The sequence below is a fragment of the Salmonella sp. SG203 genome (assembly GCF_013350575.1).
GTDB classification, from domain to species: Bacteria; Pseudomonadota; Gammaproteobacteria; order Enterobacterales; family Enterobacteriaceae; genus Salmonella; species Salmonella enterica.
Window position 1 is genome coordinate 72,725 of the sequence record NZ_SNMT01000007.1, and the last position, 21,264, is coordinate 93,988.

Genomic DNA, 21,264 nt, shown 5'->3' on the forward strand with positions numbered 1-21,264 from the left:
TTCATTTACGGCCAGGAACGCTGATGATGACAACATTACTCCCTCTTTTCCGGGTACCTACATCATTCACTCCCTTTGACGGCGAGCGCTTCATCGGCGTCTGTTCGTCGTCTGGCCCCTTTTCTTTTTTCATTCTTATCCCGAATGGAAACCCCCGCTGAGCGCACGCCCGGCGGACTTTGTGACACGCATGGTTAGACAACAGGGATTACGGCGGGTCGATTATGGACAAAATGAAGCGTCATCTGGTGTGGTGGGGAGCGGGGATTCTTGTGGCGGTGGCCGCGATAGCCTGGTGGATGCTGCGCCCTGCGGGAATACCGGAGGGATTTGCCGCCAGCAACGGCAGAATTGAAGCCACCGAAGTGGATATTGCCACTAAGATTGCCGGGCGTATTGATACCATCCTCGTTTCGGAAGGGCAGTTCGTTCGTCAGGGCGAGGTGCTGGCGAAAATGGATACCCGCGTATTGCAGGAGCAGCGGCTGGAGGCGATCGCGCAAATCAAAGAAGCCGAAAGCGCGGTTGCCGCCGCCCGTGCCTTGCTGGAGCAACGCCAGAGTGAAATGCGCGCCGCGCAGTCGGTCGTCAAACAGCGGGAAGCTGAGCTGGACTCCGTCTCTAAACGTCACGTGCGTTCCCGTTCGCTGTCGCAGCGTGGCGCGGTATCTGTACAACAGTTAGATGACGATCGCGCGGCGGCGGAAAGCGCGCGCGCCGCCCTGGAGACCGCCAAAGCGCAGGTATCTGCGGCAAAAGCGGCGATTGAGGCGGCGCGTACTAGTATTATCCAGGCGCAAACGCGCGTGGAAGCGGCGCAGGCGACCGAGCGGCGTATTGTCGCCGACATCGACGACAGCGAATTAAAAGCGCCGCGCGATGGACGCGTGCAGTACCGCGTTGCGGAGCCGGGCGAAGTGTTATCGGCTGGCGGCCGGGTGTTGAACATGGTCGATCTCAGCGACGTTTATATGACATTTTTCCTGCCAACCGAACAGGCGGGGTTGTTGAAGATCGGCGGCGAAGCGCGACTGGTGCTGGACGCCGCGCCGGATCTGCGTATTCCGGCGACGATCAGTTTTGTCGCCAGCGTGGCGCAGTTCACACCCAAAACCGTGGAAACCCACGATGAACGGCTGAAGCTGATGTTCCGCGTCAAAGCGCGTATTCCGCCAGAGCTGTTGCGACAGCATCTGGAATATGTCAAAACCGGTTTGCCGGGAATGGCCTGGGTTCGTCTGGATGAGCGCGTGCCCTGGCCTGACGATCTGAACGTGAGGCTGTCGCAATGACGTCGCTGACGCTGGTGCCTGTTCCTCCCGTGGCGCAGCTTGAGGGGGTGAGCCAGCATTACGGAAAAACGGTCGCGCTGAACAATATCACGCTGGACATTCCCGCCCGTAGTATGGTCGGGCTGATTGGTCCGGACGGGGTGGGTAAGTCGAGCCTGCTGTCGCTGATTTCTGGCGCTCGGGTGATTGAGCAAGGGAACGTTATCGTCCTGGGCGGCGATATGCGCGATGCGAAACATCGCCGCGACGTCTGTCCGCGCATCGCCTGGATGCCGCAGGGGCTGGGGAAAAACCTTTATCACACGCTATCGGTTTATGAGAACGTCGATTTTTTCGCTCGTCTCTTTGGTCATGACAAAGCTGAACGCGAAGCGCGTATTACCGAGCTGCTGAACAGCACCGGCCTGGCGCCGTTTCGTGACCGTCCTGCCGGGAAGCTGTCCGGTGGGATGAAACAAAAGCTGGGGCTGTGCTGTGCGCTGATTCATGACCCGGAATTGCTGATTCTTGATGAGCCTACCACTGGCGTGGACCCGCTCTCCCGCGCTCAGTTCTGGGACTTAATCGACAGTATCCGCCAACGGCAGACCAATATGAGCGTGTTGGTCGCAACGGCCTATATGGAAGAGGCGGAGCGTTTTGACTGGCTGGTGGCGATGAATGCGGGCGAGATACTGGCAACCGGCAGCGCGCAGCAACTGCGGGCAGAAACCCATAGCGCGACGCTGGAACAGGCGTTTATCGCCCTGTTGCCAGAAGCGCAGCGCCAGGCGCATAAGCCAGTGGTGATCCCGCCGTATCACGCTGAGCAGGAAGAGATTGCCATTGAGGCGAAAGATCTGACCATGCGTTTCGGTAAGTTCGTCGCGGTTGACCATGTTAATTTCCGTATTCCGCGCGGCGAGATTTTTGGCTTCCTCGGTTCAAACGGTTGCGGCAAATCGACCACCATGAAAATGCTGACCGGTCTGCTTCCCGCCAGCGAAGGCCAGGCCTGGCTATTTGGCCAGCCGGTAGACCCGAACGACATCGACACCCGTCGCCGGGTCGGGTATATGTCGCAGGCTTTTTCGCTCTATAACGAACTCACCGTGCGGCAGAATCTGGAACTTCATGCCCGCCTGTTTCATATTCCGCCAGCGGAGATCCCGGCGCGCGTCGCGCAGATGATCGAACGCTTTATGCTAACGGAGGTGGAAGATACGCTCCCCGCTTCGTTGCCGCTCGGTATCCGCCAGCGTTTATCGCTGGCGGTAGCGGTGATCCATCGCCCGGAAATGCTGATTCTTGATGAGCCAACGTCCGGCGTTGATCCGGTCGCCAGGGATATGTTCTGGCAGCTTATGGTCGATCTTTCGCGTCAGGATAAGGTGACGATTTTTATCTCGACCCATTTTATGAACGAAGCGGAACGTTGCGACCGAATGTCATTGATGCACGCCGGTAAAGTGCTTGCCAGCGGTACGCCGCAGGAATTGGTGCAACAGCGGGGCGCGGCCAATCTGGAGGCGGCGTTTATTTCCTGGCTACAGGAAGCTGCGGGAGCGGCGCCTGAAACCCCAATACCGCCATCCCAGACGCCCGCCGCGTCAGGTAAACCGTCGCGGCAGGGATTGAGCTTCCGGCGTTTGTTCAGCTACAGTCGCCGCGAAGCGCTGGAGCTACGCCGCGATCCGGTACGCTCGACGCTGGCGCTGCTGGGAACGGTAATTCTGATGCTGATTATGGGCTATGGCATCAGTATGGACGTGGAGAACCTGCGTTTTGCCGTACTCGATCGCGATCAAACCGTCAGCAGCCAGGCATGGTCGCTCAATCTGGCGGGATCGCGCTATTTTATCGAACAGCCGCCGCTCGCCAGCTATGACGAGCTTGACCGGCGGATGCGTTCGGGAGAGTTGGCGGTTGCCATTGAGATCCCGCCTAATTTTGGCCGCGATATTGCTCGCGGTACGCCAGCGCAGATTGGCGTCTGGGTGGATGGCGCCATGCCCAGCCGCGCCGAGACGGTGAAGGGGTACGTTCAGGCGATGCACCAAAGCTGGCTGCAGGAGGCGGCAAGTCGTCAGCCGAACCCGGTTAAACAGACCGGGCTGCTCAACATTGAAACGCGCTATCGCTATAACCCGGATGTGAAAAGTCTGCCCGCTATCGTTCCGGCGGTCATTCCGCTGCTGCTCATGATGATCCCGTCAATGCTTAGCGCCCTGAGCGTGGTGCGGGAGAAAGAGCTGGGGTCGATAATTAATCTGTACGTAACGCCGACGACGCGCAGCGAATTTTTGCTGGGTAAACAACTGCCGTATATCGCGCTGGGTATGCTGAACTTCTTGCTACTGTGCGCGCTGTCGGTCTTTGTGTTCGGCGTGCCGCTGAAAGGCAGCTTTCTCACGCTTACCCTCGCGGCGCTACTTTACGTCATCATCGCCACCGGTCTGGGGCTGCTGATCTCCACGTTTATGAAGAGCCAAATCGCCGCTATTTTTGGGACATCGATTATTACCCTCATTCCGGCAACACAATTTTCCGGCATGATCGATCCGGTGGCTTCGCTGGAAGGACCGGGAAGATGGATCGGCGAGATCTACCCGACCAGCCATTTTCTGACGATCGCGCGCGGGACGTTTTCCAAAGCGTTGGATCTGTCCGATCTCTGGCCGTTATTTATGCCGTTACTGATTGCCGTCCCGGTGGTGATGGGTCTGAGCATTCTGCTGCTGAAAAAACAGGAGGGGTAATGCGCGGATTACGTAATATTTATAACCTCGGCGTTAAAGAACTGCGCAGTCTGCTGGGCGACAAAGCGATGCTGGCGCTGATCGTCTTCGCCTTTACGATTTCGGTTTACTCCTCCGCTACCGTCCTGCCCGGTTCGTTGCATCTTGCCCCTATCGCCATCGCCGATATGGATCAGTCGCAGTTGTCTAACCGTATTGTGAATAGTTTTTACCGCCCGTGGTTTCTGCCGCCGGAGATGATTACGGCAACGGAAATGGATGCCGGACTGGATGCCGGACGCTATACCTTTGCGGTCAATATTCCGCCGAATTTCCAGCGTGATGTGCTGGCCGGACGTCAGCCTGATATCCAGGTTAACGTCGATGCGACGCGCATGAGCCAGGCGTTTACCGGCAACAGTTATATCCAGAATATTATTAGCGGCGAGGTCAACAGCTTTGTGGCGCGCGCGCGGGGAGATAGCGTTCAGCCGGTATCGCTGGAAATTCGGATGCGCTTTAACCCGAATCTGGACCCGGCGTGGTTTGGCGGCGTGATGGCGATTATCAACAACATTACCATGCTGGCGATAGTGCTGACCGGATCGGCGCTGATCCGCGAGCGAGAACACGGTACGGTAGAGCATCTGTTAGTGATGCCGGTCACGCCCTTTGAGATCATGATGGCAAAAGTGTGGTCGATGGGGCTGGTCGTGCTGGTGGTTTCCGGTTTGTCTTTGATGCTGATGGTGAAAGGCGTACTTGGCGTACCGATTGAAGGATCGATCCCATTGTTTATGTTGGGCGTAGCGCTGAGTCTGTTCGCCACCACTTCAATTGGGATTTTTATGGGCACCATCGCCCGTTCGATGCCGCAGCTGGGGTTATTAATGATTCTGGTGCTGTTGCCGCTACAAATGCTTTCCGGCGGTTCCACGCCGCGTGAAAGTATGCCGCAGGCGGTGCAGGATATTATGCTGACCATGCCGACGACGCATTTTGTCAGTCTTGCCCAGGCTATTCTTTATCGCGGCGCAGGTTTGAGTATCGTCTGGCCGCAGTTCCTGACCCTGCTGGCGATAGGCGGCGTGTTCTTCCTGATAGCGCTGTTACGCTTCAGAAAAACGATTGGCACGATGGCGTAAACATTATTGCCGGATGGCGGCTGCGCCTCATCCGGCCTACAAACGACAGACGTGCGAGCGTAGGCCGGGCAAGCGAAGCGCCCCCGGCGTTAGTCTTCTTTCGGCAAACACTGCAAGTGGCCGTGGCGCACGCCGCGCTGGGCGATAACATCATCGGCAAAATGCTGTACGTCGCCCATATCGCCCTTCAGAACGGCGATCTCCAGACAGTCATCGTGGTTGATATGGACGTGCAGCGTGGCGACGGATAAATCATGATGATGATGCTGGGTGGAGACGATGCGGCTGGCTAAATCCCGTTTCTCATGTTCATAAACATATGAAAGTACCGCGAAACCCTGTGTACCGTGTTCCTGGGTGGCCTCCTGCGCCAGAGCGCCGCGCAGAATATCACGGATCGCTTCGGAGCGATTGTTATAGCCGCGTCGCTGGCTCAGGCTGTCCAGCGTTTCCAGTAAATCGTCATCGAGGGTGATGGTGACACGTTGCATCTGACTTAAACCTTTTGGTATGGCGCGTCGGCGCATGGGAAGCTCCGCATTTTGTAACACACGTCCGCCGCCAGAGGGAAAATTAATGTGTCATAACGCTTTTGTTATCGTCTGCGGCGTCAGCGTAAACGGTGTGGGGGTACAGACTGCCAGACTGAGCGTATCGAGCTGACACTGGCTGACCGACAAGGCAGAGGGCAACGTGCTGTCCACGCTGACGATTTGCCAGGCGCTGCCGCCGCGTTGTTTTACGATGGCTTCTTTACGCGTCCAGATACGCCAGAAGGCCGCCAGTTGTCGCTCCGGACGTTCCGCTTCCATTTCAGCATGTTCGCCGAGGCTGAATACCGCATTTGCCAGCGAACGCCAGTTATCGCGCGGGCGGATCACTTCAATATCGCAGCCGACTTCACCTTCGTCGCTAAGCAACAGAGCAATAGTGTCGCCGCTATGGCTGAGGTTAAACCACAGCGGCGTTCCGGCGGAAAAAGCCGGTTTACCCTGTTCGCCATACACCATCTCCGGTAGCGGCGAGAGCGCACGGGAAAGCAGCACGCGCCCGGCCAGCCAGCTTGCCCGGCGAACGCCCTGCGGCGCCTGAGCGATTAACGCGTCGGGCAATTGACCTGCGCTTAATGTTGACACTTTTCCCAGAACGATCTGGTACATATCAGGACCAACGTTGCCTATGAAGAAGAGGAGATTGTAGCATCTGTCGCCTCATCCCGGTAAACGGCTTTTCGGTCGGCCTGGCCCCAGTAAGATCGCCAGTTTGCTGCCGCCTTTAGTGGTTTCCATCCAGATTTTGCAGACGCTGGTCAAAGGAACGGACAAGAGCATCCCGACCGGGCCTAATAGCCATCCCCAGACCAATAACGAAAGAAATACCACCAGCGTGGACATTCCCAGACGATGGCCCATCATGCGTGGCTCCATAATGTTGCCAATCACCATATGGACCACCAAAAAGAGCGCGCCGACCAGTACGCACTCGTAAAAACCGTTAAATAACAGCGCCTGAATCATGGGGGGAACGGCGGAAATCACCGAGCCGATATTAGGAACGTAATTGAGCAAAAAGGCCAGTACGCCCCACATTAGCGCAAACTGAATACCCATTAACGCCAGTCCCAGCCAGATAATCGCGCCCGTCCATAAACTGAGCAGCGTTTTCAGCGCCAGATAATGCGAGACGCCTTTCAGGGCGCGGTGCAGGCCGGCAATATGGATTTGTGGATTGTTTAGCGCGAAACGTAATTTATAAGGCACGTGACGCACCTCAAACAGCATAAAAACCACGGTCATCACCAGCAGCACAATGCTTGCCATCGCGCCCGATACGCCGGTCATTAATGTTGTGGTGAAGAGCATGATTTTATCGGAGTCCATCCCGCGGAGCATACGTTCCGGCGACATATGTAAATTCAGGAAGGGCATTAACTCCTGAAGGTGTAAGACTTTACGCGTCAGCTCCTTGCTGTATTTAGGCAGCATAGCGATAAATTCATTAAGCGATGCGGCAAGTACACCCACCAGCGCGGTAAGCACGATCAGCATGACGACCACCACGATAGTAATCGCCAGTGGTCGCTTCACGCCCCGACGAATAAACCAGGTCACTAATGGGTTAAGAACGATGGCGAAAAAGAGCGCCAGCAAGAGTTGTACAATAATATCCGCCGCGGCATGAATCCCGGCGAGAATAATAACCAGGGAGGCCAGTTTCAGCAGAATATGCATACCCGTTTTGTCGGGTTGAGCGGTTGCCATGAAGTTTTCCTTGTTGTGTTTTTTTCTAAGTGTAGCGGCTGCCCTGATACCGATAATCTGAATCTCACTACTGATTTTCACCGCGCGCCATGATAGAAAAGAAAACATGTTGTAAAAATGCGGTGATACTCATGCCCGAACCCGTCGCTGAACCGGCGCTAAACGGATTGCGCCTCAATCTGCGTATTGTCTCCATTGTGATGTTTAACTTTGCCAGCTACCTGACCATCGGCCTGCCGCTCGCCGTCTTGCCCGGCTATGTGCATGATGCGATGGGATTCAGCGCGTTCTGGGCGGGGCTTATTATCAGCCTGCAATACTTCGCCACTCTGTTAAGCCGTCCCCATGCCGGGCGGTATGCGGATGTATTAGGGCCGAAAAAAATCGTTGTCTTTGGCTTATGCGGCTGTTTTTTAAGCGGACTCGGCTACCTGCTGGCGGATATCGCCAGCGCCTGGCCGATGATCAGTTTGTTGCTACTGGGGCTGGGTCGCGTGATTTTAGGGATTGGGCAAAGTTTTGCCGGCACCGGTTCGACACTGTGGGGCGTCGGCGTCGTCGGGTCGTTGCATATTGGTCGGGTCATCTCCTGGAACGGTATCGTCACCTACGGCGCAATGGCGATGGGCGCGCCGCTGGGCGTGCTGTGTTATGCCTGGGGCGGGTTACAGGGACTGGCGCTAACGGTGATGGGCGTGGCGCTGTTCGCGATACTGTTAGCGCTTCCACGTCCGTCGGTGAAGGCGAACAAAGGCAAGCCGCTGCCGTTTCGCGCGGTGCTGGGGCGTGTCTGGCTGTATGGTATGGCGTTGGCGCTGGCCTCGGCAGGGTTTGGCGTCATCGCGACGTTTATTACCTTATTTTATGATGCTAAAGGCTGGGATGGCGCCGCTTTTGCGCTCACGTTATTTAGCGTCGCGTTTGTCGGCACGCGTTTGCTGTTCCCTAACGGCATCAATCGCTTAGGCGGGTTAAATGTCGCCATGATCTGCTTTGGCGTGGAGATTATTGGTCTGTTACTGGTGGGGACGGCAGCCATGCCGTGGATGGCAAAAATCGGCGTTTTACTCACGGGGATGGGGTTTTCGCTGGTCTTTCCGGCGCTGGGCGTGGTGGCCGTCAAAGCCGTGCCGCCGCAGAACCAGGGCGCGGCGCTGGCGACCTATACCGTCTTTATGGATATGTCTTTGGGGGTTACCGGGCCGCTGGCAGGGCTGGTGATGACCTGGGCGGGCGTGCCGGTGATTTATCTGGCGGCGGCCGGGCTGGTAGCGATGGCGCTATTGCTGACCTGGCGCTTAAAAAAACGGCCTCCGTCTGCACTGCCGGAGGCCGCATCATCGTCGTAAAGGTTACTTAATAACCAACGTATTGATGATGTTTTCAGCCGTGGTTTGCGCTTTTTGCTGATTGTCCGCAGGCAGCGTGACCTGAATCGTCAGCAATTGGTTATCCACTTTGCCCAGCACGATGGAAGAATACGCCGTCTGGCCCTTCGCGGAGATAATGCTGTCCAGTTGTTGCAACGTATGGCCTTTGAGCTCAATAGACTTATTGGTGACCACCTGAAGCTGCGGGTCGCGGCTACGCTGTTGCTCAAGCAGGCGGTTTGCCAGCACCGGCAACGCTTCATCGGTATTATCGCCGACGATAACAATCACCGCTTTCTGGCCCGTCGGGTCAGAATAAACGTGCATATTATTCGCCTGGGTGCCCAGCTTACCGCTTTGATCGGTCATATCCGCCGGCAGCGAGAAACTGAGTTTGCCATCCATCAGGCTGATGGGCTGGCCGGAGGCCTGGCTTTCTGCGGCGGCGCTTTCTGCCGACGCTTTTGTATCGTTGTTATCACAGGCTGCAAGCCCCATAACCAGCAGGCCAATACCGGCATATTTAACCAAATTGCGCATTGACTTCTTCCTTTCGATAAACGGCCATAACGGCTCATTCGCTCATCTTATCACAACTCGGAAAACGAACCTTTAACTTGCCGGTAATGGGGAAATTTCAGATTTATCTGCCAGCTTTTTCAGCAACATATTCAGTAGAACGCCGTACATCGGCAGGAAGAAAATAATGCTGATGAGCACCTTAAAGCAATAATCCACCAGCGCAATTTCCATCCAGTGTTCGGCCATAAAGGCATCGGGGCTTCGCCAGAACGCAATGAAGAAAAAGGCAAGGGTATCGCTGATATTGCCAAACAGCGTTGAAGCGGTCGGCGCCAGCCACCAGCGACGATTTTGGCGCAGGCGGTTAAACACATGGACATCAAGGATCTGTCCCAGCGCGTAGGCCATAAAGCTGGCGGCGGCGATACGGGCGACAAACAGATTAAAGTTCGCCAACGCGGCGAAACCTTGCCAGGCGCCCATATAGAACAGCGATGACACCACATACGACACCAGCAGCGCAGGGATCATGACGGCGAAGATAATGCGGCGCGCCAGCGGTGCGCCAAAAATACGCACGGTAAGATCGGTGGCAAGAAAAATAAAAGGAAAACTAAACGCGCCCCAGGTCGTGTGGAAACCAAAAATAGTGATGGGGAGCTGCACCAGATAGTTACTGGAAATGATCACCAGTAAATGGAATAGCGATAGCCAGAACAACGCTTTTACGCGCTGTGATTGTGTAAACGGAGTCATATTGTGACCTTTTTGTTGGATGGGGTGAGGGAACCCAATAAAGAACCGCCGCATAATACTGTTTTGCGCTGGCATTGCAATGGCTAATTTTCACGCAATCGTTAACCTGCCTGGCTTACTGACGAAGATGGGCGTAAAATATCGCCGTTTTTCTACCATTGAGACGAAGATGAGCGATCTGTTTTCCTCCCCTGACCATACGCTTGACGCCCTGGGGCTGCGTTGCCCTGAACCAGTAATGATGGTGCGCAAAACGGTGCGCAACATGCAAACTGGCGAAACATTGCTGATTATCGCCGACGATCCGGCGACAACGCGTGATATTCCGGGGTTCTGTACCTTTATGGAACACGATTTGCTGGCGCAAGAGACGGAGGGTCTGCCGTACCGCTATTTATTGCGTAAAGCGCATTAACCGCACGGCAGATAGCATTCTGATTAGAAGCTTTCCCAGTTCGCCTGTTCTGCGGCGGGCTGTGGCGTTAAACCTTTGCTTAACGGCGTCGGCGACGCCTCCCGACGAGGCTGTTTCTGGATGCGGAACGCGGCGACCGCCTGACGAAGCTCGTTAGCCTGATCTTCCAGCGCTGCCGCCGCTGCTGCGGATTCCTCTACCAGCGAGGCGTTTTGCTGCGTCACGCTGTCCATTTCCGATACCGCCTGCGCCACCTGCTCAATGCCTTTGCTTTGCTCATCGGAGGCAGAGGCGATTTCGCCCATAATATCGGTCACGCGGGTCACGGCGTTAACGATCTCTTTCATGGTTTCTCCCGCTTCGCGTACCTGCGTAGAGCCGGTATCAATGCGCGACACGGAGTTTTCAATCAGCACTTTGATCTCTTTGGCGGCCTGCGCGCTACGGCTGGCCAACGTGCGTACCTCTCCGGCCACGACCGCGAATCCTCGCCCCTGTTCGCCGGCGCGGGCGGCTTCTACCGCGGCGTTCAGCGCCAGGATATTAGTCTGGAAGGCGATACCGTCAATCACGCTGGTGATGTCCACGATTTTTTCCGAGCTTTCGGCGATATCGTTCATGGTGTTCACTACGTTATCCACCACGCGTCCTCCTTTACGCGCGGTTTCTGATGCGGTTTTCGCCAGACCCGTCGCCTGTCGTGCGTTATCGGTGTTTTGCCGTACCGTGGCGGTTAACTGTTCCATGCTGGCGGCGGTCTCCTCCAGCGCCGAGGCCTGCTGTTCGGTACGGGAAGAGAGGTCGCTGCTACCGGCGGAAATTTCGCCTGCGCCAGTATAGATAGAGTCTGCGTTATCGCGCACCGCGCTGACGGTACGGATTAACGACTGCTGCATCGTTTTAAGACCGGCGGCCAGTTGGCCCATTTCACTGCGTCCTTCGGCCTCTATCTCATGGGTAAGATCGCCGTCGGCGATCGTTTGAATGTGCGCCATAATCCGTTGCAGCGGGCGGAGTAGAACGCGTTGCAGCCCCAGCCAGATAAACGCCAGCACGATGAGTACGATAAGTAGAATTATCCCCAGCGTCCATTGCATCTGGGTAAAACTGCTCTGATTCTGATCGCTGGCTAATTTTATTAATTGCGCATTTTGAGAGAGCCACTTGTCATATACCTGCTCCATGTCATCCTGCGCTTTTTGCGCGTCAAGGTTGCCATAGGCGGCGTAATTATCGGCTTTAAGATAGTGGATAGACTGCTGCAAAACGTCATACATCTGCTTAAAGCTGGCTTCGGCCTGGGCATCCAACGCCGGATCTTTTCCCGCGATCGCTTCGGAGTTCACGTAGTTGTTGAAATGTTTTTCCGCTTCGTTGAGCGACGCGCCAGCGTTGGTTAACAGCGTGTTCATGGCGTCCAGCGAGGCGGGATCGCGCTGATTTTTTAACATGCGTATCGCCACGCGGTTAATGGTAACGCGGGTTTCGATCAATGTCTGAAAACTGCCGCCCAGTTCCTGTTGTTGGTAACTCAGCGCGCTCGCATTCTGGAAATTCAGCCGATCGCTGCTGACGGCGGAATAAAACAGTATTCCTGTCACCAGCAATAAGGCGCTAAATATGCCCAGCGTCGCGATAACGCCGGTGATGACTTTGATATTTTTCATAGTGCCTAACATTCCTTATTTTGTAGACGGTATGATCAATATCGGTTGGATAAAAATTAACCTTACATCAAATCGCGCTATTTCTGATTAATGGTTTGATAAGTAATAGAAAATAAATGATTTTCGCGTGAATAATATGTACAAAGAAAGGAATATCGCGGGATAACCCGGCGACACGACGCCGCCGGGCGGGAGAAGATTAGTTTTTACGCAGCAAACGTAGCGCGTTGGCAGTCACCAATACCGTGGCTCCCGTATCCGCCAGGATTGCCAGCCATAGCCCGGTAAAACCAAGTAGCGTCGTCACCAGGAAAATGGCTTTCAGCCCCAGCGCAATGGTGATGTTCTGCCGGATATTCGCGTGGGTAGCGCGCGCCAGCGTAATCATCTGCGCTAACCCGCGCAGACGGTTATGAGTAAGGGCGGCGTCAGCCGTTTCCAGCGCGACGTCAGTACCGCTGCCCATCGCAATTCCGATACTGGCGGCTTTCATCGCGGGCGCATCGTTAATGCCGTCGCCCACCATCGCCAGCGGCGCTTGTTGGTTAAGGGCGGTGACTGCCCGTACCTTATCTTCCGGCAGTAGTCCGGCTTTAAACGCCAGATCCAGCTCGCCGGCAATCGCTGCCGCCGCCCGTGGGTTATCGCCAGTTAGAATCACGCCGTTAACGCCTAACTGATGCAGATCGCGGATGGCGTCGCGCGCATCGTCACGCAACGTATCCTGGAGGGCGAGGACGCCAAGTACGGTCTCGTTACGCAGCACCAGAACCACCGTCTGCCCGGCGTTTTCCAGTTCGCTAATTTGCCCGGCAAACGCTGCCGCAGGCTGTTTTCCCGCCGCGCAAATCAGAATACGTTCGCCGTTAACCTGCGCTTCAATCCCGGTGCCAGCCAGCGTTCGCTGCGATTCCGCCGTCGGGATCGCCAGATCGCGTGTCTGCGCTTCGCGGACAATAGCCTGTGCCAGCGGGTGCGTAGCGCCTTGTTCTACGGCTGCCGCCAGCGCCAACAGTTCAGCTTCGCTGATACCGCTTGCCGGATGAATCGCCGTCACCCGTGGTTTACCAATGGTCAACGTACCGGTTTTATCAAAGGCGACCTGCGTGATACGGCCCAGTTGCTCCAGCGCTGCGCCGCCTTTAATCAATGCGCCGCGCCGTGCCGCCGCCGCCAGCCCGGAGGTAATGGCCGCGGGCGTGGAGATCACCAGCGCGCACGGGCAACCGATTAATAGCAGCGTCAGCCCTTTATAAATCCACTCCTGCCAGCCGCCATCGAACATCAGCGGCGGAATAAGCGTCACCAGCAGCGCGATGACCATAATGACTGGCGTATAGATGCGGCTGAAACGGTCAATAAACCGCTCAATGGGCGCACGGCGCTCTTCCGCCTCTTCAATCAGCGTCAGGATACGGTCAATCGCGCTGGCGCCAGGTTCAGATAACACCTCCAGGGTGACGAGACGGTCAACGCTGGTCGCGCCTGCCGGGACTTTGTCGCCCGTTGCGCGCTCCACCGGGATAGACTCGCCGGTGAGCGCGCTTTCATCAAAGCTGGCGAAACCGGAAACCAGTTTACCGTCGGCGGGTAAACGCCCCCCGGCGGCGACTTCGATAATATCGCCCGGTCGCAGGGTATTAATAGCGACCTCTTCCCGCACGCCGTCGCGCAGACGGGTCGCCGTTTCCGGTTTAAGCGCCATTAACGCGCTGACGCCTTTACGGGCGCGACTGGCGGCCCATCCTTCCAGGCGCTCGCCGATGAGGAACAGCAGCAATACCATTGCTGCCTCCGCCGTCGCGCCTATAAACAGCGCGCCAATGGCGGCGACGCTCATCAGCGTTTCAATAGCGAACCAACTGCCGCTTTTCATCAGCCGCAGCGCCTGGCGGGCAATAGGATACAGACCGACCAGAGTGGTGACGATAAAGGCCAGTTGGCCGAACGGGTGGTTAAATTGCTCCAGCCCCCAGCTTATCGCCATCATAATGATCAGCGTAATAAGCGGCAGGTTCTCTTTAAGACGAGATTCAGGCGCGGCGTCGCGCGAATCTTCACTACGCAAGGTATAACCCGCCTTCTGTACGGCGCGTTCAATTTGCGCGCGGAGGTCGGCGTCGGCATCGACCACTAACTTTTCGGTGGCGAACAGCACTTGCGCCTGGTTGACGCCGCGAATTTGGCGTACCGCATTCTCCACTTTTCGGGCGCAGGCGGCGCAGTCCATGCCGGAGATTTTCCAGGTATAGCGCGTGCCTGCCACGGCAGTAGAAACAGGCGCGCTGGACGCGCAATGTTCTTCGCAGCAGCAGCTATCGGCCTTCTGTATTGCCGGGGCTAATCTGAAGGAGGTAAAGGGCGGGACTTTTTTGCCATCGGTATCAGGGGTCGACATAACGTCCTCCGGTTGATGATAATTTTCTCATTAACCGGAGGATACACTCTGGAGTCGACTCCAGAGTCAAGCGCTATTATTTACAGGTACAGCGAGCGAACAATCAGGAAGTGTCCGGCAAAGTAGCAGGCGGCGGCAATCGCGTTATCCGCCCGGAAACGGCGGCGGTAATGGCTACCCAGCCAGACGATATTGCCGATGAACAGCAGCGTCGCGCCGGTAAAGGCCGAAAGGGCTGGCGCCGTTGGACGGAAGAACCACAGTTCGCCCGCCAGCCAGACCATGACCAGCGTCATGGCGATAAAAGTACATACCGGCCAGCGTAGCTCCTCCAGTCGCGTCCAGATAACGGCGATAAGCAACGCGCCGACTATCAGTAACGCCAGCGGCAGCGGCCAGAAGAACGACAACGTCATTTGGCTGGCAAAGTAAATGGTGTAGAGCAGATGCGATAAGAAAAATGCCCCGACGGCGTACAGCAGGCGTTGACGCGGCAAGAGCGTTAACGCATCGCCGACCAGCGAGGCGCACAGTCCGGCCAACACAAGATAACTGATGGCGTCAAACATCGGCGCTTGCCAGGCCAGTAACAGCAATAGTAATAACGTGACGGGCTTAAAAACCCAGCGTTGCCAGGCTGGCCCGCGATAGGAGGCGTCCACATACAGCCATGCGGACAGGCAGACAGCGATAAACGACCAAAGCATCTTAATTCCTTGAATTCGTTATTTTTTCGCAAACGGTATGCTTGCGGCTCTATTATTCAGTGTAGAGGCCGTGACGGTCAGATGACAACACTATAACGGGCAGGGTATGCTTATTTCCGCATTTTCTGACAGGTTAACAGTATGAGTAAGCCACCGCTTTTCTTCATTATAATCATCGCATTAATCGTAGTTGCCGCGTCGTTTCGCTTCGTTCAGCAACGGCGGGAAAAAGCCGCTAATGAGGCGGCGCCGTTACAGCAAAATCAGGTCGTGGTCAGCAATAAACGGGAGAAGCCGGTTAACGACCGACGCTCTCGCCAGCAGGAAGTGAGCCCGGCGGGAACCAGTATGCGCTATGAGGCAAGTTTTAAGCCGCTCAATGGCGGTCTGGAAAAAACGTTCCGTTTACAAGCGCAGCAGTACCACGCTTTGACGGTGGGCGATCAAGGTACGCTGAGCTATAAGGGAACGCGGTTCGTCGGGTTTGTTAGCCGTACCCCGGATAACGAATAAACCGTCATCCGGCAGCAAACGTTATTTTTTGTTCTTAAACTTCTTCTGCCAGACCAGCAGCTCAAACACGCCGAACAGGAAAATGCGGATTTTCTCTCCCGTCGTCATCTGCGGACCCGCTTTCGGTATCGTTGATTTCAGTAGCGCCAGTTGCATACCGTGCATCAGCGCCATGAACACCAACGCCACGTTGACGAAGATATTGAGCGGGCGCGGGAAGGGATGCACCAGATTAAGAATCAAAAATGCCCACACGAAGAGCATTAATAAGCGGCCCAGATTAATCAACATCATTTTCTCCTTGCGCGTCGCGCTGATACAGACGATAAGCGACCTGTCCGGCCACCTTTTCTCGATACAATGCCCAGTTCGCCGGAACGGGCGGCAGACCGTTTTCCACCTCGCTTTCTACGTAGATTAGCGCGTCGTCGGCCAGCCATCCCTGGGTTTCCAGCAATTGTAACGTCTCTTCCAGCAGCCCTTTACGAAACGGCGGGTCGACAAAGACGACGTGATGCGGCGTCCCCGGCTGGCTGAGGAAGGTCAGAGTATTGGTATTGACGACGCGAGCATTGTTGGCTTTCAGCGTCGCCAGATTTTTTTGCAACTGCTGCGATACGGCGCGATCCATTTCCAGTAACGTTGCCTGGGCCGCATAACGCGATAGCGCTTCCAGACCCAGCGCGCCGCTGCCGGCAAAGCAATCCAGACAATGGGCGTCTACCATTACCGGAGCCAGCCAGTTAAATAACGTTTCGCGCACGCGATCGGTGGTGGGACGCAGACCCGGGCTGTCCGGAACCGGTAATTTACGGCCACGCCATTGCCCGCCAATAATGCGGATTTGGCCGCTGCCAGAGTGAGTCGGTTTTTTCATTTCTCTTGCTCGAACCGCCTGTTGCAAGTTATTCCAGGCGGTGATGTGAATTAAGTTAAGTGATAGACTATTTCATCATTTTTTTAGCTTCCATGTATATAGCGCCGCGAGGGGTGTAGTCGCAGATGGCAAAACAGAAAAAACGTGGCTTCTTTTCCTGGTTGGGCTTCGGTGATAAAGAGCAGAAGCAGGAACAGACCGAAGAACAGCAGATTGTTGAGGAACAACGACCGGTTGAGCCCCCTGTTGAAACGGCGGCAGACGTAGACGCGCAAACGCCCGCGCACAGCAAAGCAGAAACAGAAGCCTTTGCGGAAGAGGTGGTGGACGTTACTGAGAAAGTTCAGGAGAGCGAAAAACCGCAGCCGGTAGAGCCGGAGCCCGCGGCGGCTGTTGAGACGGCAGCGCCGCAGATCGCGGTGGAACGCGAGGAATTGCCGCTGCCGGAAGAGGTCAAAGACGAGGCTATCTCGCCGGAAGAGTGGCAGGCCGAAGCGGAAACCGTAGAGGTCATTGCCGCGGTAGAAGAAGAGGGCGAAAACGCGGCGAAATTCACCGACGAAGAGCTGGAAGCGCAGGCGCTGGCCGCTCAGGCGGCGGAAGAGGCGGTGATGGTTGTTCCGCCGGCGGAAGAAGACGAGCCGGTGGAAGCGATCGTTCAGGAGCAGGAAAAACCGACTAAAGAAGGTTTCTTTGCCCGCCTGAAACGCAGTCTGCTGAAAACCAAAGAAAATCTCGGTTCCGGATTTATCAGTCTGTTCCGCGGCAAGAAAATCGACGATGATTTGTTCGAGGAGCTGGAAGAGCAGTTGCTCATCGCTGATGTCGGGGTGGAAACCACGCGTAAGATTATCGCTAATCTGACGGAAGGCGCCAGCCGCAAACAGCTTAAAGATGCCGAGGCGCTGTATGGTCTGTTGAAAGACGAGATGGGCGAGATTCTGGCGAAGGTAGACGAACCGCTTAATATTGAAGGTAAAACGCCTTTTGTTATTCTGATGGTTGGCGTGAACGGCGTGGGTAAAACCACTACTATCGGTAAACTGGCGCGCCAGTTTGAGCAGCAGGGTAAATCAGTGATGCTGGCGGCGGGGGATACTTTCCGCGCGGCGGCGGTCGAACAGCTACAGGTCTGGGGACAGCGTAACAACATTCCGGTTATCGCCCAGCATACCGGCGCGGACTCCGCCTCGGTGATTTTTGACGCTATCCAGGCCGCGAAGGCGCGTAATGTGGATGTGTTAATTGCCGATACGGCAGGGCGTCTGCAGAACAAGTCGCACCTGATGGAAGAGCTGAAAAAAATCGTTCGCGTCATGAAAAAGCTGGACGAAGAAGCGCCACATGAAGTTATGCTGACCATTGACGCCAGCACCGGACAGAACGCGGTAAGCCAGGCCAAACTGTTCCATGAAGCGGTAGGCTTAACCGGTATTACCCTGACCAAGCTGGACGGTACGGCGAAAGGCGGGGTGATTTTCTCGGTAGCTGACCAGTTTGGCATTCCTATCCGTTACATTGGCGTGGGCGAACGTATCGAGGATTTGCGTCCGTTTAAGGCGGACGATTTTATTGAGGCACTTTTTGCCCGAGAGGATTAACAATGATTCGCTTTGAACATGTCAGCAAGGCCTATCTCGGCGGGAGACAAGCGCTGCAGGGAGTGACATTCCATATGCGGCCAGGCGAGATGGCGTTTCTGACCGGCCACTCCGGCGCGGGGAAAAGTACCCTGCTGAAGCTAATCTGTGGGATTGAGCGGCCCAGCGCCGGCAAAATCTTCTTCAGCGGGCATGATATTACGCGCCTGAAAAACCGCGAAGTGCCGTTTTTGCGCCGCCAGATTGGGATGATTTTCCAGGATCACCATCTGCTGATGGATCGCACGGTCTATGACAATGTGGCGATACCGTTAATCATTGCCGGCGCCAGCGGCGATGATATCCGTCGTCGTGTGTCGGCGGCGCTGGATAAGGTTGGACTACTGGACAAAGCGAGAAACTTCCCGATTCAACTCTCCGGAGGCGAACAACAGCGCGTGGGCATCGCCCGCGCGGTGGTCAATAAGCCAGCGGTATTGCTGGCGGATGAACCGACCGGGAACCTGGACGACGCGTTGTCGGAAGGGATTTTACGTCTGTTTGAAGAGTTTAACCGCGTAGGGGTGACGGTACTGATGGCGACGCACGATATTGGACTTATCTCCCGTCGTTCCTATAGGCAGCTCGTCCTGAGCGATGGACATCTGCATGGAGGCCTGGCCAATGAATAGGCGCGACGCGATTAACCAAATCAGGCAGTTCGGCGGACGGCTGGATCGACTGCGTAAGTCTCGCGGCGGAACAGGCGGCGGGCGCAACGCGCCAGGACGCCAGAAGCCGACGCCGAAACCGAACTCACGTAAAACAAATGTCTTTAATGAACAGGTGCGCTATGCCTGGCACGGCGCGCTGCAGGATCTGAAAAGCAAACCGCTGGCGACGTTTCTGACGGTGATGGTGATCGCCATCTCCCTGACGCTGCCCAGCGTCTGTTACATGGTCTATAAGAACGTCAACCAGGCGGCGACTCAGTATTATCCGTCGCCGCAGATCACCGTTTATCTGCAAAAAACGCTGGATGATGACGCGGCGGCACGGGTTGTTGGGCAGCTTCAGGCCGAGCAGGGCGTTGAGAAGGTCAACTACCTGTCCCGTGAGGACGCGCTGGGAGAATTCCGCAACTGGTCGGGTTTTGGCGGCGCGCTGGATATGCTGGAAGAGAACCCGCTACCGGCGGTGGCGGTGGTGATCCCCAAGCTGGACTTCCAGAGTACCGCCTCGCTTAATACGCTGCGCGACCGTATCTCGCAGATTAACGGCATTGACGAAGTCCGCATGGATGATAGCTGGTTTGCGCGCCTGGCGGCGCTCACTGGGCTGGTGGGCCGCGTGTCGGCGATGATCGGCGTGCTGATGGTCGCGGCGGTCTTCCTCGTTATCGGCAACAGCGTGCGCCTGAGCATTTTTGCCCGTCGCGACACCATTAACGTGCAAAAGCTGATTGGCGCGACCGATGGCTTTATCCTGCGTCCGTTCCTCTATGGCGGCGCGTTGCTCGGTTTTTCCGGCGCGTTTCTGTCACTGATATTGTCTGAAATTTTGGTGATGCGTTTATCATCGGCGGTGACTGAAGTGGCGCAGGTCTTCGGCACGAAGTTTGATCTCAATGGTTTATCGTTCGATGAGTGCCTGTTGCTGCTGCTGGTCTGTTCCATGATCGGCTGGATCGCCGCCTGGCTGGCTACGGTGCAACATTTACGTCACTTTACTCCCGATTGATAAAATCGTGGTATAATCTTTCCCTGCAATGGGCTTCCGTTCGCAGGGAAAGAGTCCCTGTTGTCTCTTCCCCGCGTTTCATCTTCATGTCACATTATGTGTGTAAATTATGCACAGTGTTACATTGAACTTGTGGATAAAATCACTGTCTGATAAAAGAGTGGATGATATTCTCGTTGCTCATCGGCTTTGGCACGGTTGTTGCTCGCTGACGGTGCCAGGCAATACTGATTGAGAGGATTTGAATGACCAAAGAAATGCAAAATTTAGCTTTAGCCCCTGTTGGCAACCTGGAATCTTATATCCGGGCGGCGAACGCGTGGCCGATGTTATCGGCTGACGAGGAGCGGGCATTGGCTGAAAGGCTGCATTACCAGGGCGATCTGGAAGCAGCTAAAACGCTGATCCTGTCTCACCTGCGCTTTGTTGTTCATATTGCTCGTAACTATGCGGGCTATGGTCTGCCGCAGGCGGATTTGATCCAGGAAGGCAACATCGGCCTGATGAAAGCCGTACGTCGTTTTAACCCGGAAGTAGGCGTGCGCCTGGTTTCCTTCGCCGTACACTGGATTAAAGCAGAAATTCACGAATACGTGCTGCGTAACTGGCGTATCGTTAAAGTCGCAACCACGAAAGCGCAGCGTAAGCTGTTCTTTAATCTGCGTAAAACCAAGCAGCGTCTGGGCTGGTTTAATCAGGATGAGGTTGAAATGGTGGCGCGCGAACTGGGTGTTTCCAGTAAAGACGTGCGTGAGATGGAGTCGCGTATGGCGGCGCAGGACATGACGTTTGACATGTCTTCGGACGATGAGTCCGACAGCCAGCCAATGGCGCCGGTGCTGTATCTGCAGGATAAATCGTCTAACTTTGCCGACGGCATTGAAGACGATAACTGGGAAGAGCAGGCCGCCAACCGACTGACCGACGCGATGCAGGGGCTCGACGAGCGTAGCCAGGATATTATCCGCGCTCGCTGGCTGGACGAAGACAATAAGTCTACGTTGCAGGAGCTGGCCGATCGTTACGGCGTCTCCGCTGAGCGTGTGCGCCAGCTTGAAAAGAACGCCATGAAAAAGCTTCGCGCTGCGATCGAAGCGTAATCTTCGCGAATTGCCAATGAACCCTCGAATGTGAATTCGGGGGTTTTGTTTTTTGTAGGCCGGATAAGGCGTTTACCCTGCCATCCGGCAACACGTTTGCCCGATGGCGCTTCGCTTATCGGGCCTACGGGCCCTTCCTCTCCCCCACCGACACAAATCTGTTATCTGGATGTAAATTTAGCTATTCCAAAATAATAAAAATCG

20 protein-coding genes are annotated in these 21,264 nt (G+C 55.7%); 10 read left to right on the forward strand and 10 right to left on the reverse strand.

The window, feature by feature from the left end; genetic code table 11:
- Window positions 1-224: 224 nt before the first annotated feature.
- Genes HV477_RS12390 through HV477_RS12400 form a run of 3 tightly spaced genes read left to right on the forward strand, consistent with a single transcriptional unit; the run spans window position 225 to window position 5,154 of the window.
- Window positions 225-1,292, forward strand: a complete 1,068-nt coding sequence (locus HV477_RS12390; RefSeq protein WP_000359837.1) for an HlyD family secretion protein — start codon at window positions 225-227, stop codon at window positions 1,290-1,292.
- On the forward strand, window positions 1,289-4,030 hold the full coding sequence (gene rbbA / locus HV477_RS12395) for a ribosome-associated ATPase/putative transporter RbbA (protein WP_079898871.1): 2,742 nt from the start codon (window positions 1,289-1,291) through the stop codon (window positions 4,028-4,030). The genes HV477_RS12390 and rbbA overlap by 4 nt, the downstream gene beginning before the upstream one ends.
- Window positions 4,030-5,154: an ABC transporter permease gene (locus tag HV477_RS12400; RefSeq protein WP_001214755.1), complete on the forward strand. Its 1,125-nt coding sequence runs from the start codon at window positions 4,030-4,032 to the stop codon at window positions 5,152-5,154. Before rbbA ends, HV477_RS12400 begins: the two co-directional genes overlap by 1 nt.
- A gap of 89 nt (window positions 5,155-5,243) precedes the next feature.
- On the opposite strand, the gene nikR is transcribed toward HV477_RS12400, so the two are convergent.
- The 3 genes from nikR to HV477_RS12415 all read right to left on the reverse strand — a co-directional run bounded on the left by nikR (window position 5,244) and on the right by HV477_RS12415 (window position 7,415).
- Complete coding sequence (nikR, locus tag HV477_RS12405; RefSeq protein ID WP_001190057.1) at window positions 5,244-5,645, reverse strand: nickel-responsive transcriptional regulator NikR; 402 nt, start codon at window positions 5,643-5,645, stop codon at window positions 5,244-5,246.
- Between the two features lie 90 nt (window positions 5,646-5,735).
- On the reverse strand, window positions 5,736-6,314 hold the full coding sequence (gene acpT / locus HV477_RS12410) for a 4'-phosphopantetheinyl transferase AcpT (protein ID WP_000284366.1): 579 nt from the start codon (window positions 6,312-6,314) through the stop codon (window positions 5,736-5,738).
- 51 nt (window positions 6,315-6,365) lie between these two features.
- Window positions 6,366-7,415: an AI-2E family transporter gene (locus tag HV477_RS12415; protein WP_000179589.1), complete on the reverse strand. Its 1,050-nt coding sequence runs from the start codon at window positions 7,413-7,415 to the stop codon at window positions 6,366-6,368.
- A gap of 89 nt (window positions 7,416-7,504) precedes the next feature.
- Here HV477_RS12415 and HV477_RS12420 point away from each other — a divergent pair, with 89 nt between their 5' ends.
- Window positions 7,505-8,764, forward strand: a complete 1,260-nt coding sequence (locus HV477_RS12420) for an MFS transporter (protein ID WP_077906106.1) — start codon at window positions 7,505-7,507, stop codon at window positions 8,762-8,764.
- 3 nt (window positions 8,765-8,767) lie between these two features.
- On the opposite strand, the gene HV477_RS12425 is transcribed toward HV477_RS12420, so the two are convergent.
- Both HV477_RS12425 and HV477_RS12430 read right to left on the reverse strand, forming a co-directional pair.
- Window positions 8,768-9,325 carry a DcrB family lipoprotein gene (locus HV477_RS12425; protein WP_001245277.1) on the reverse strand — a complete coding sequence of 186 codons (558 nt, stop codon included), beginning with the start codon at window positions 9,323-9,325 and terminating at the stop codon, window positions 8,768-8,770.
- A gap of 72 nt (window positions 9,326-9,397) precedes the next feature.
- Entirely contained in the window at window positions 9,398-10,063 is a 666-nt protein-coding gene (locus HV477_RS12430) for a 7-cyano-7-deazaguanine/7-aminomethyl-7-deazaguanine transporter (RefSeq protein ID WP_001519906.1), read from the reverse strand.
- A gap of 169 nt (window positions 10,064-10,232) precedes the next feature.
- Between HV477_RS12430 and tusA the strand changes: the two genes are divergently transcribed.
- Window positions 10,233-10,478 (forward strand): sulfurtransferase TusA, encoded by a 246-nt coding sequence (tusA, locus tag HV477_RS12435; protein WP_001541054.1) that lies wholly within the window; start codon window positions 10,233-10,235, stop codon window positions 10,476-10,478.
- A gap of 23 nt (window positions 10,479-10,501) precedes the next feature.
- Here tusA and HV477_RS12440 read toward each other — a convergent pair whose 3' ends face one another.
- The 3 genes from HV477_RS12440 to HV477_RS12450 all read right to left on the reverse strand — a co-directional run bounded on the left by HV477_RS12440 (window position 10,502) and on the right by HV477_RS12450 (window position 15,250).
- Window positions 10,502-12,145, reverse strand: a complete 1,644-nt coding sequence (locus tag HV477_RS12440) for a methyl-accepting chemotaxis citrate transducer (protein ID WP_001620698.1) — start codon at window positions 12,143-12,145, stop codon at window positions 10,502-10,504.
- A 199-nt stretch (window positions 12,146-12,344) separates the two neighbouring features.
- The gene (gene zntA / locus HV477_RS12445) at window positions 12,345-14,543 is read right to left on the reverse strand and encodes a Zn(II)/Cd(II)/Pb(II) translocating P-type ATPase ZntA (RefSeq protein WP_000106655.1); all 2,199 of its coding nucleotides are present in this window, start codon (window positions 14,541-14,543) and stop codon (window positions 12,345-12,347) included.
- An 80-nt stretch (window positions 14,544-14,623) separates the two neighbouring features.
- Complete coding sequence (locus HV477_RS12450) at window positions 14,624-15,250, reverse strand: lysoplasmalogenase (protein ID WP_000964735.1); 627 nt, start codon at window positions 15,248-15,250, stop codon at window positions 14,624-14,626.
- Window positions 15,251-15,391: 141 nt separating this feature from the next.
- Between HV477_RS12450 and HV477_RS12455 the strand changes: the two genes are divergently transcribed.
- Window positions 15,392-15,763, forward strand: a complete 372-nt coding sequence (locus tag HV477_RS12455) for a DUF2500 domain-containing protein (protein WP_079898870.1) — start codon at window positions 15,392-15,394, stop codon at window positions 15,761-15,763.
- Window positions 15,764-15,784: 21 nt separating this feature from the next.
- On the opposite strand, the gene HV477_RS12460 is transcribed toward HV477_RS12455, so the two are convergent.
- Window positions 15,785-16,054, reverse strand: a complete 270-nt coding sequence (locus HV477_RS12460) for a DUF1145 family protein (protein ID WP_000906757.1) — start codon at window positions 16,052-16,054, stop codon at window positions 15,785-15,787.
- Window positions 16,044-16,640, reverse strand: a complete 597-nt coding sequence (gene rsmD, locus HV477_RS12465) for a 16S rRNA (guanine(966)-N(2))-methyltransferase (protein WP_000743277.1) — start codon at window positions 16,638-16,640, stop codon at window positions 16,044-16,046. The genes HV477_RS12460 and rsmD overlap by 11 nt, the downstream gene beginning before the upstream one ends.
- A 125-nt stretch (window positions 16,641-16,765) precedes the next feature.
- On the opposite strand from rsmD, the gene ftsY reads away from it, so the two are divergent.
- The 4 genes from ftsY (at window position 16,766) to rpoH (ending at window position 21,060) form a co-directional block, all read left to right on the forward strand.
- Window positions 16,766-18,241 carry a signal recognition particle-docking protein FtsY gene (gene ftsY / locus HV477_RS12470; RefSeq protein ID WP_079898869.1) on the forward strand — a complete coding sequence of 492 codons (1,476 nt, stop codon included), beginning with the start codon at window positions 16,766-16,768 and terminating at the stop codon, window positions 18,239-18,241.
- A gap of 2 nt (window positions 18,242-18,243) precedes the next feature.
- Entirely contained in the window at window positions 18,244-18,912 is a 669-nt protein-coding gene (gene ftsE / locus HV477_RS12475; protein ID WP_000617729.1) for a cell division ATP-binding protein FtsE, read from the forward strand.
- Complete coding sequence (ftsX, locus tag HV477_RS12480; RefSeq protein WP_001081707.1) at window positions 18,905-19,960, forward strand: permease-like cell division protein FtsX; 1,056 nt, start codon at window positions 18,905-18,907, stop codon at window positions 19,958-19,960. The genes ftsE and ftsX overlap by 8 nt, the downstream gene beginning before the upstream one ends.
- Window positions 19,961-20,205: 245 nt before the next feature.
- Window positions 20,206-21,060: an RNA polymerase sigma factor RpoH gene (gene rpoH / locus HV477_RS12485; protein ID WP_000159621.1), complete on the forward strand. Its 855-nt coding sequence runs from the start codon at window positions 20,206-20,208 to the stop codon at window positions 21,058-21,060.
- Window positions 21,061-21,264 lie beyond the last annotated feature (204 nt).

Bases quoted from the DNA above. Each gene is read 5' to 3' on its own strand.
- HV477_RS12400 (WP_001214755.1), top strand. From the start codon at position 4,030: ATGCGCGGATTACGTAATATTTATAACCTCGGCGTTAAAGAACTGCGC.
- HV477_RS12460 (WP_000906757.1), bottom strand. From the start codon at position 16,054: ATGTTGATTAATCTGGGCCGCTTATTAATGCTCTTCGTGTGGGCATTT.
- nikR (WP_001190057.1), bottom strand. From the start codon at position 5,645: ATGCAACGTGTCACCATCACCCTCGATGACGATTTACTGGAAACGCTG.
- HV477_RS12420 (WP_077906106.1), top strand. From the start codon at position 7,505: ATGATAGAAAAGAAAACATGTTGTAAAAATGCGGTGATACTCATGCCC.
- rpoH (WP_000159621.1), top strand. From the start codon at position 20,206: ATGACCAAAGAAATGCAAAATTTAGCTTTAGCCCCTGTTGGCAACCTG.
- HV477_RS12415 (WP_000179589.1), bottom strand. From the start codon at position 7,415: ATGGCAACCGCTCAACCCGACAAAACGGGTATGCATATTCTGCTGAAA.
- HV477_RS12440 (WP_001620698.1), bottom strand. From the start codon at position 12,145: ATGAAAAATATCAAAGTCATCACCGGCGTTATCGCGACGCTGGGCATA.
- tusA (WP_001541054.1), top strand. From the start codon at position 10,233: ATGAGCGATCTGTTTTCCTCCCCTGACCATACGCTTGACGCCCTGGGG.
- HV477_RS12425 (WP_001245277.1), bottom strand. From the start codon at position 9,325: ATGCGCAATTTGGTTAAATATGCCGGTATTGGCCTGCTGGTTATGGGG.
- ftsX (WP_001081707.1), top strand. From the start codon at position 18,905: ATGAATAGGCGCGACGCGATTAACCAAATCAGGCAGTTCGGCGGACGG.
- HV477_RS12455 (WP_079898870.1), top strand. From the start codon at position 15,392: ATGAGTAAGCCACCGCTTTTCTTCATTATAATCATCGCATTAATCGTA.
- ftsY (WP_079898869.1), top strand. From the start codon at position 16,766: ATGGCAAAACAGAAAAAACGTGGCTTCTTTTCCTGGTTGGGCTTCGGT.
- rbbA (WP_079898871.1), top strand. From the start codon at position 1,289: ATGACGTCGCTGACGCTGGTGCCTGTTCCTCCCGTGGCGCAGCTTGAG.
- HV477_RS12430 (WP_001519906.1), bottom strand. From the start codon at position 10,063: ATGACTCCGTTTACACAATCACAGCGCGTAAAAGCGTTGTTCTGGCTA.
- acpT (WP_000284366.1), bottom strand. From the start codon at position 6,314: ATGTACCAGATCGTTCTGGGAAAAGTGTCAACATTAAGCGCAGGTCAA.
- ftsE (WP_000617729.1), top strand. From the start codon at position 18,244: ATGATTCGCTTTGAACATGTCAGCAAGGCCTATCTCGGCGGGAGACAA.
- zntA (WP_000106655.1), bottom strand. From the start codon at position 14,543: ATGTCGACCCCTGATACCGATGGCAAAAAAGTCCCGCCCTTTACCTCC.
- rsmD (WP_000743277.1), bottom strand. From the start codon at position 16,640: ATGAAAAAACCGACTCACTCTGGCAGCGGCCAAATCCGCATTATTGGC.
- HV477_RS12390 (WP_000359837.1), top strand. From the start codon at position 225: ATGGACAAAATGAAGCGTCATCTGGTGTGGTGGGGAGCGGGGATTCTT.
- HV477_RS12450 (WP_000964735.1), bottom strand. From the start codon at position 15,250: ATGCTTTGGTCGTTTATCGCTGTCTGCCTGTCCGCATGGCTGTATGTG.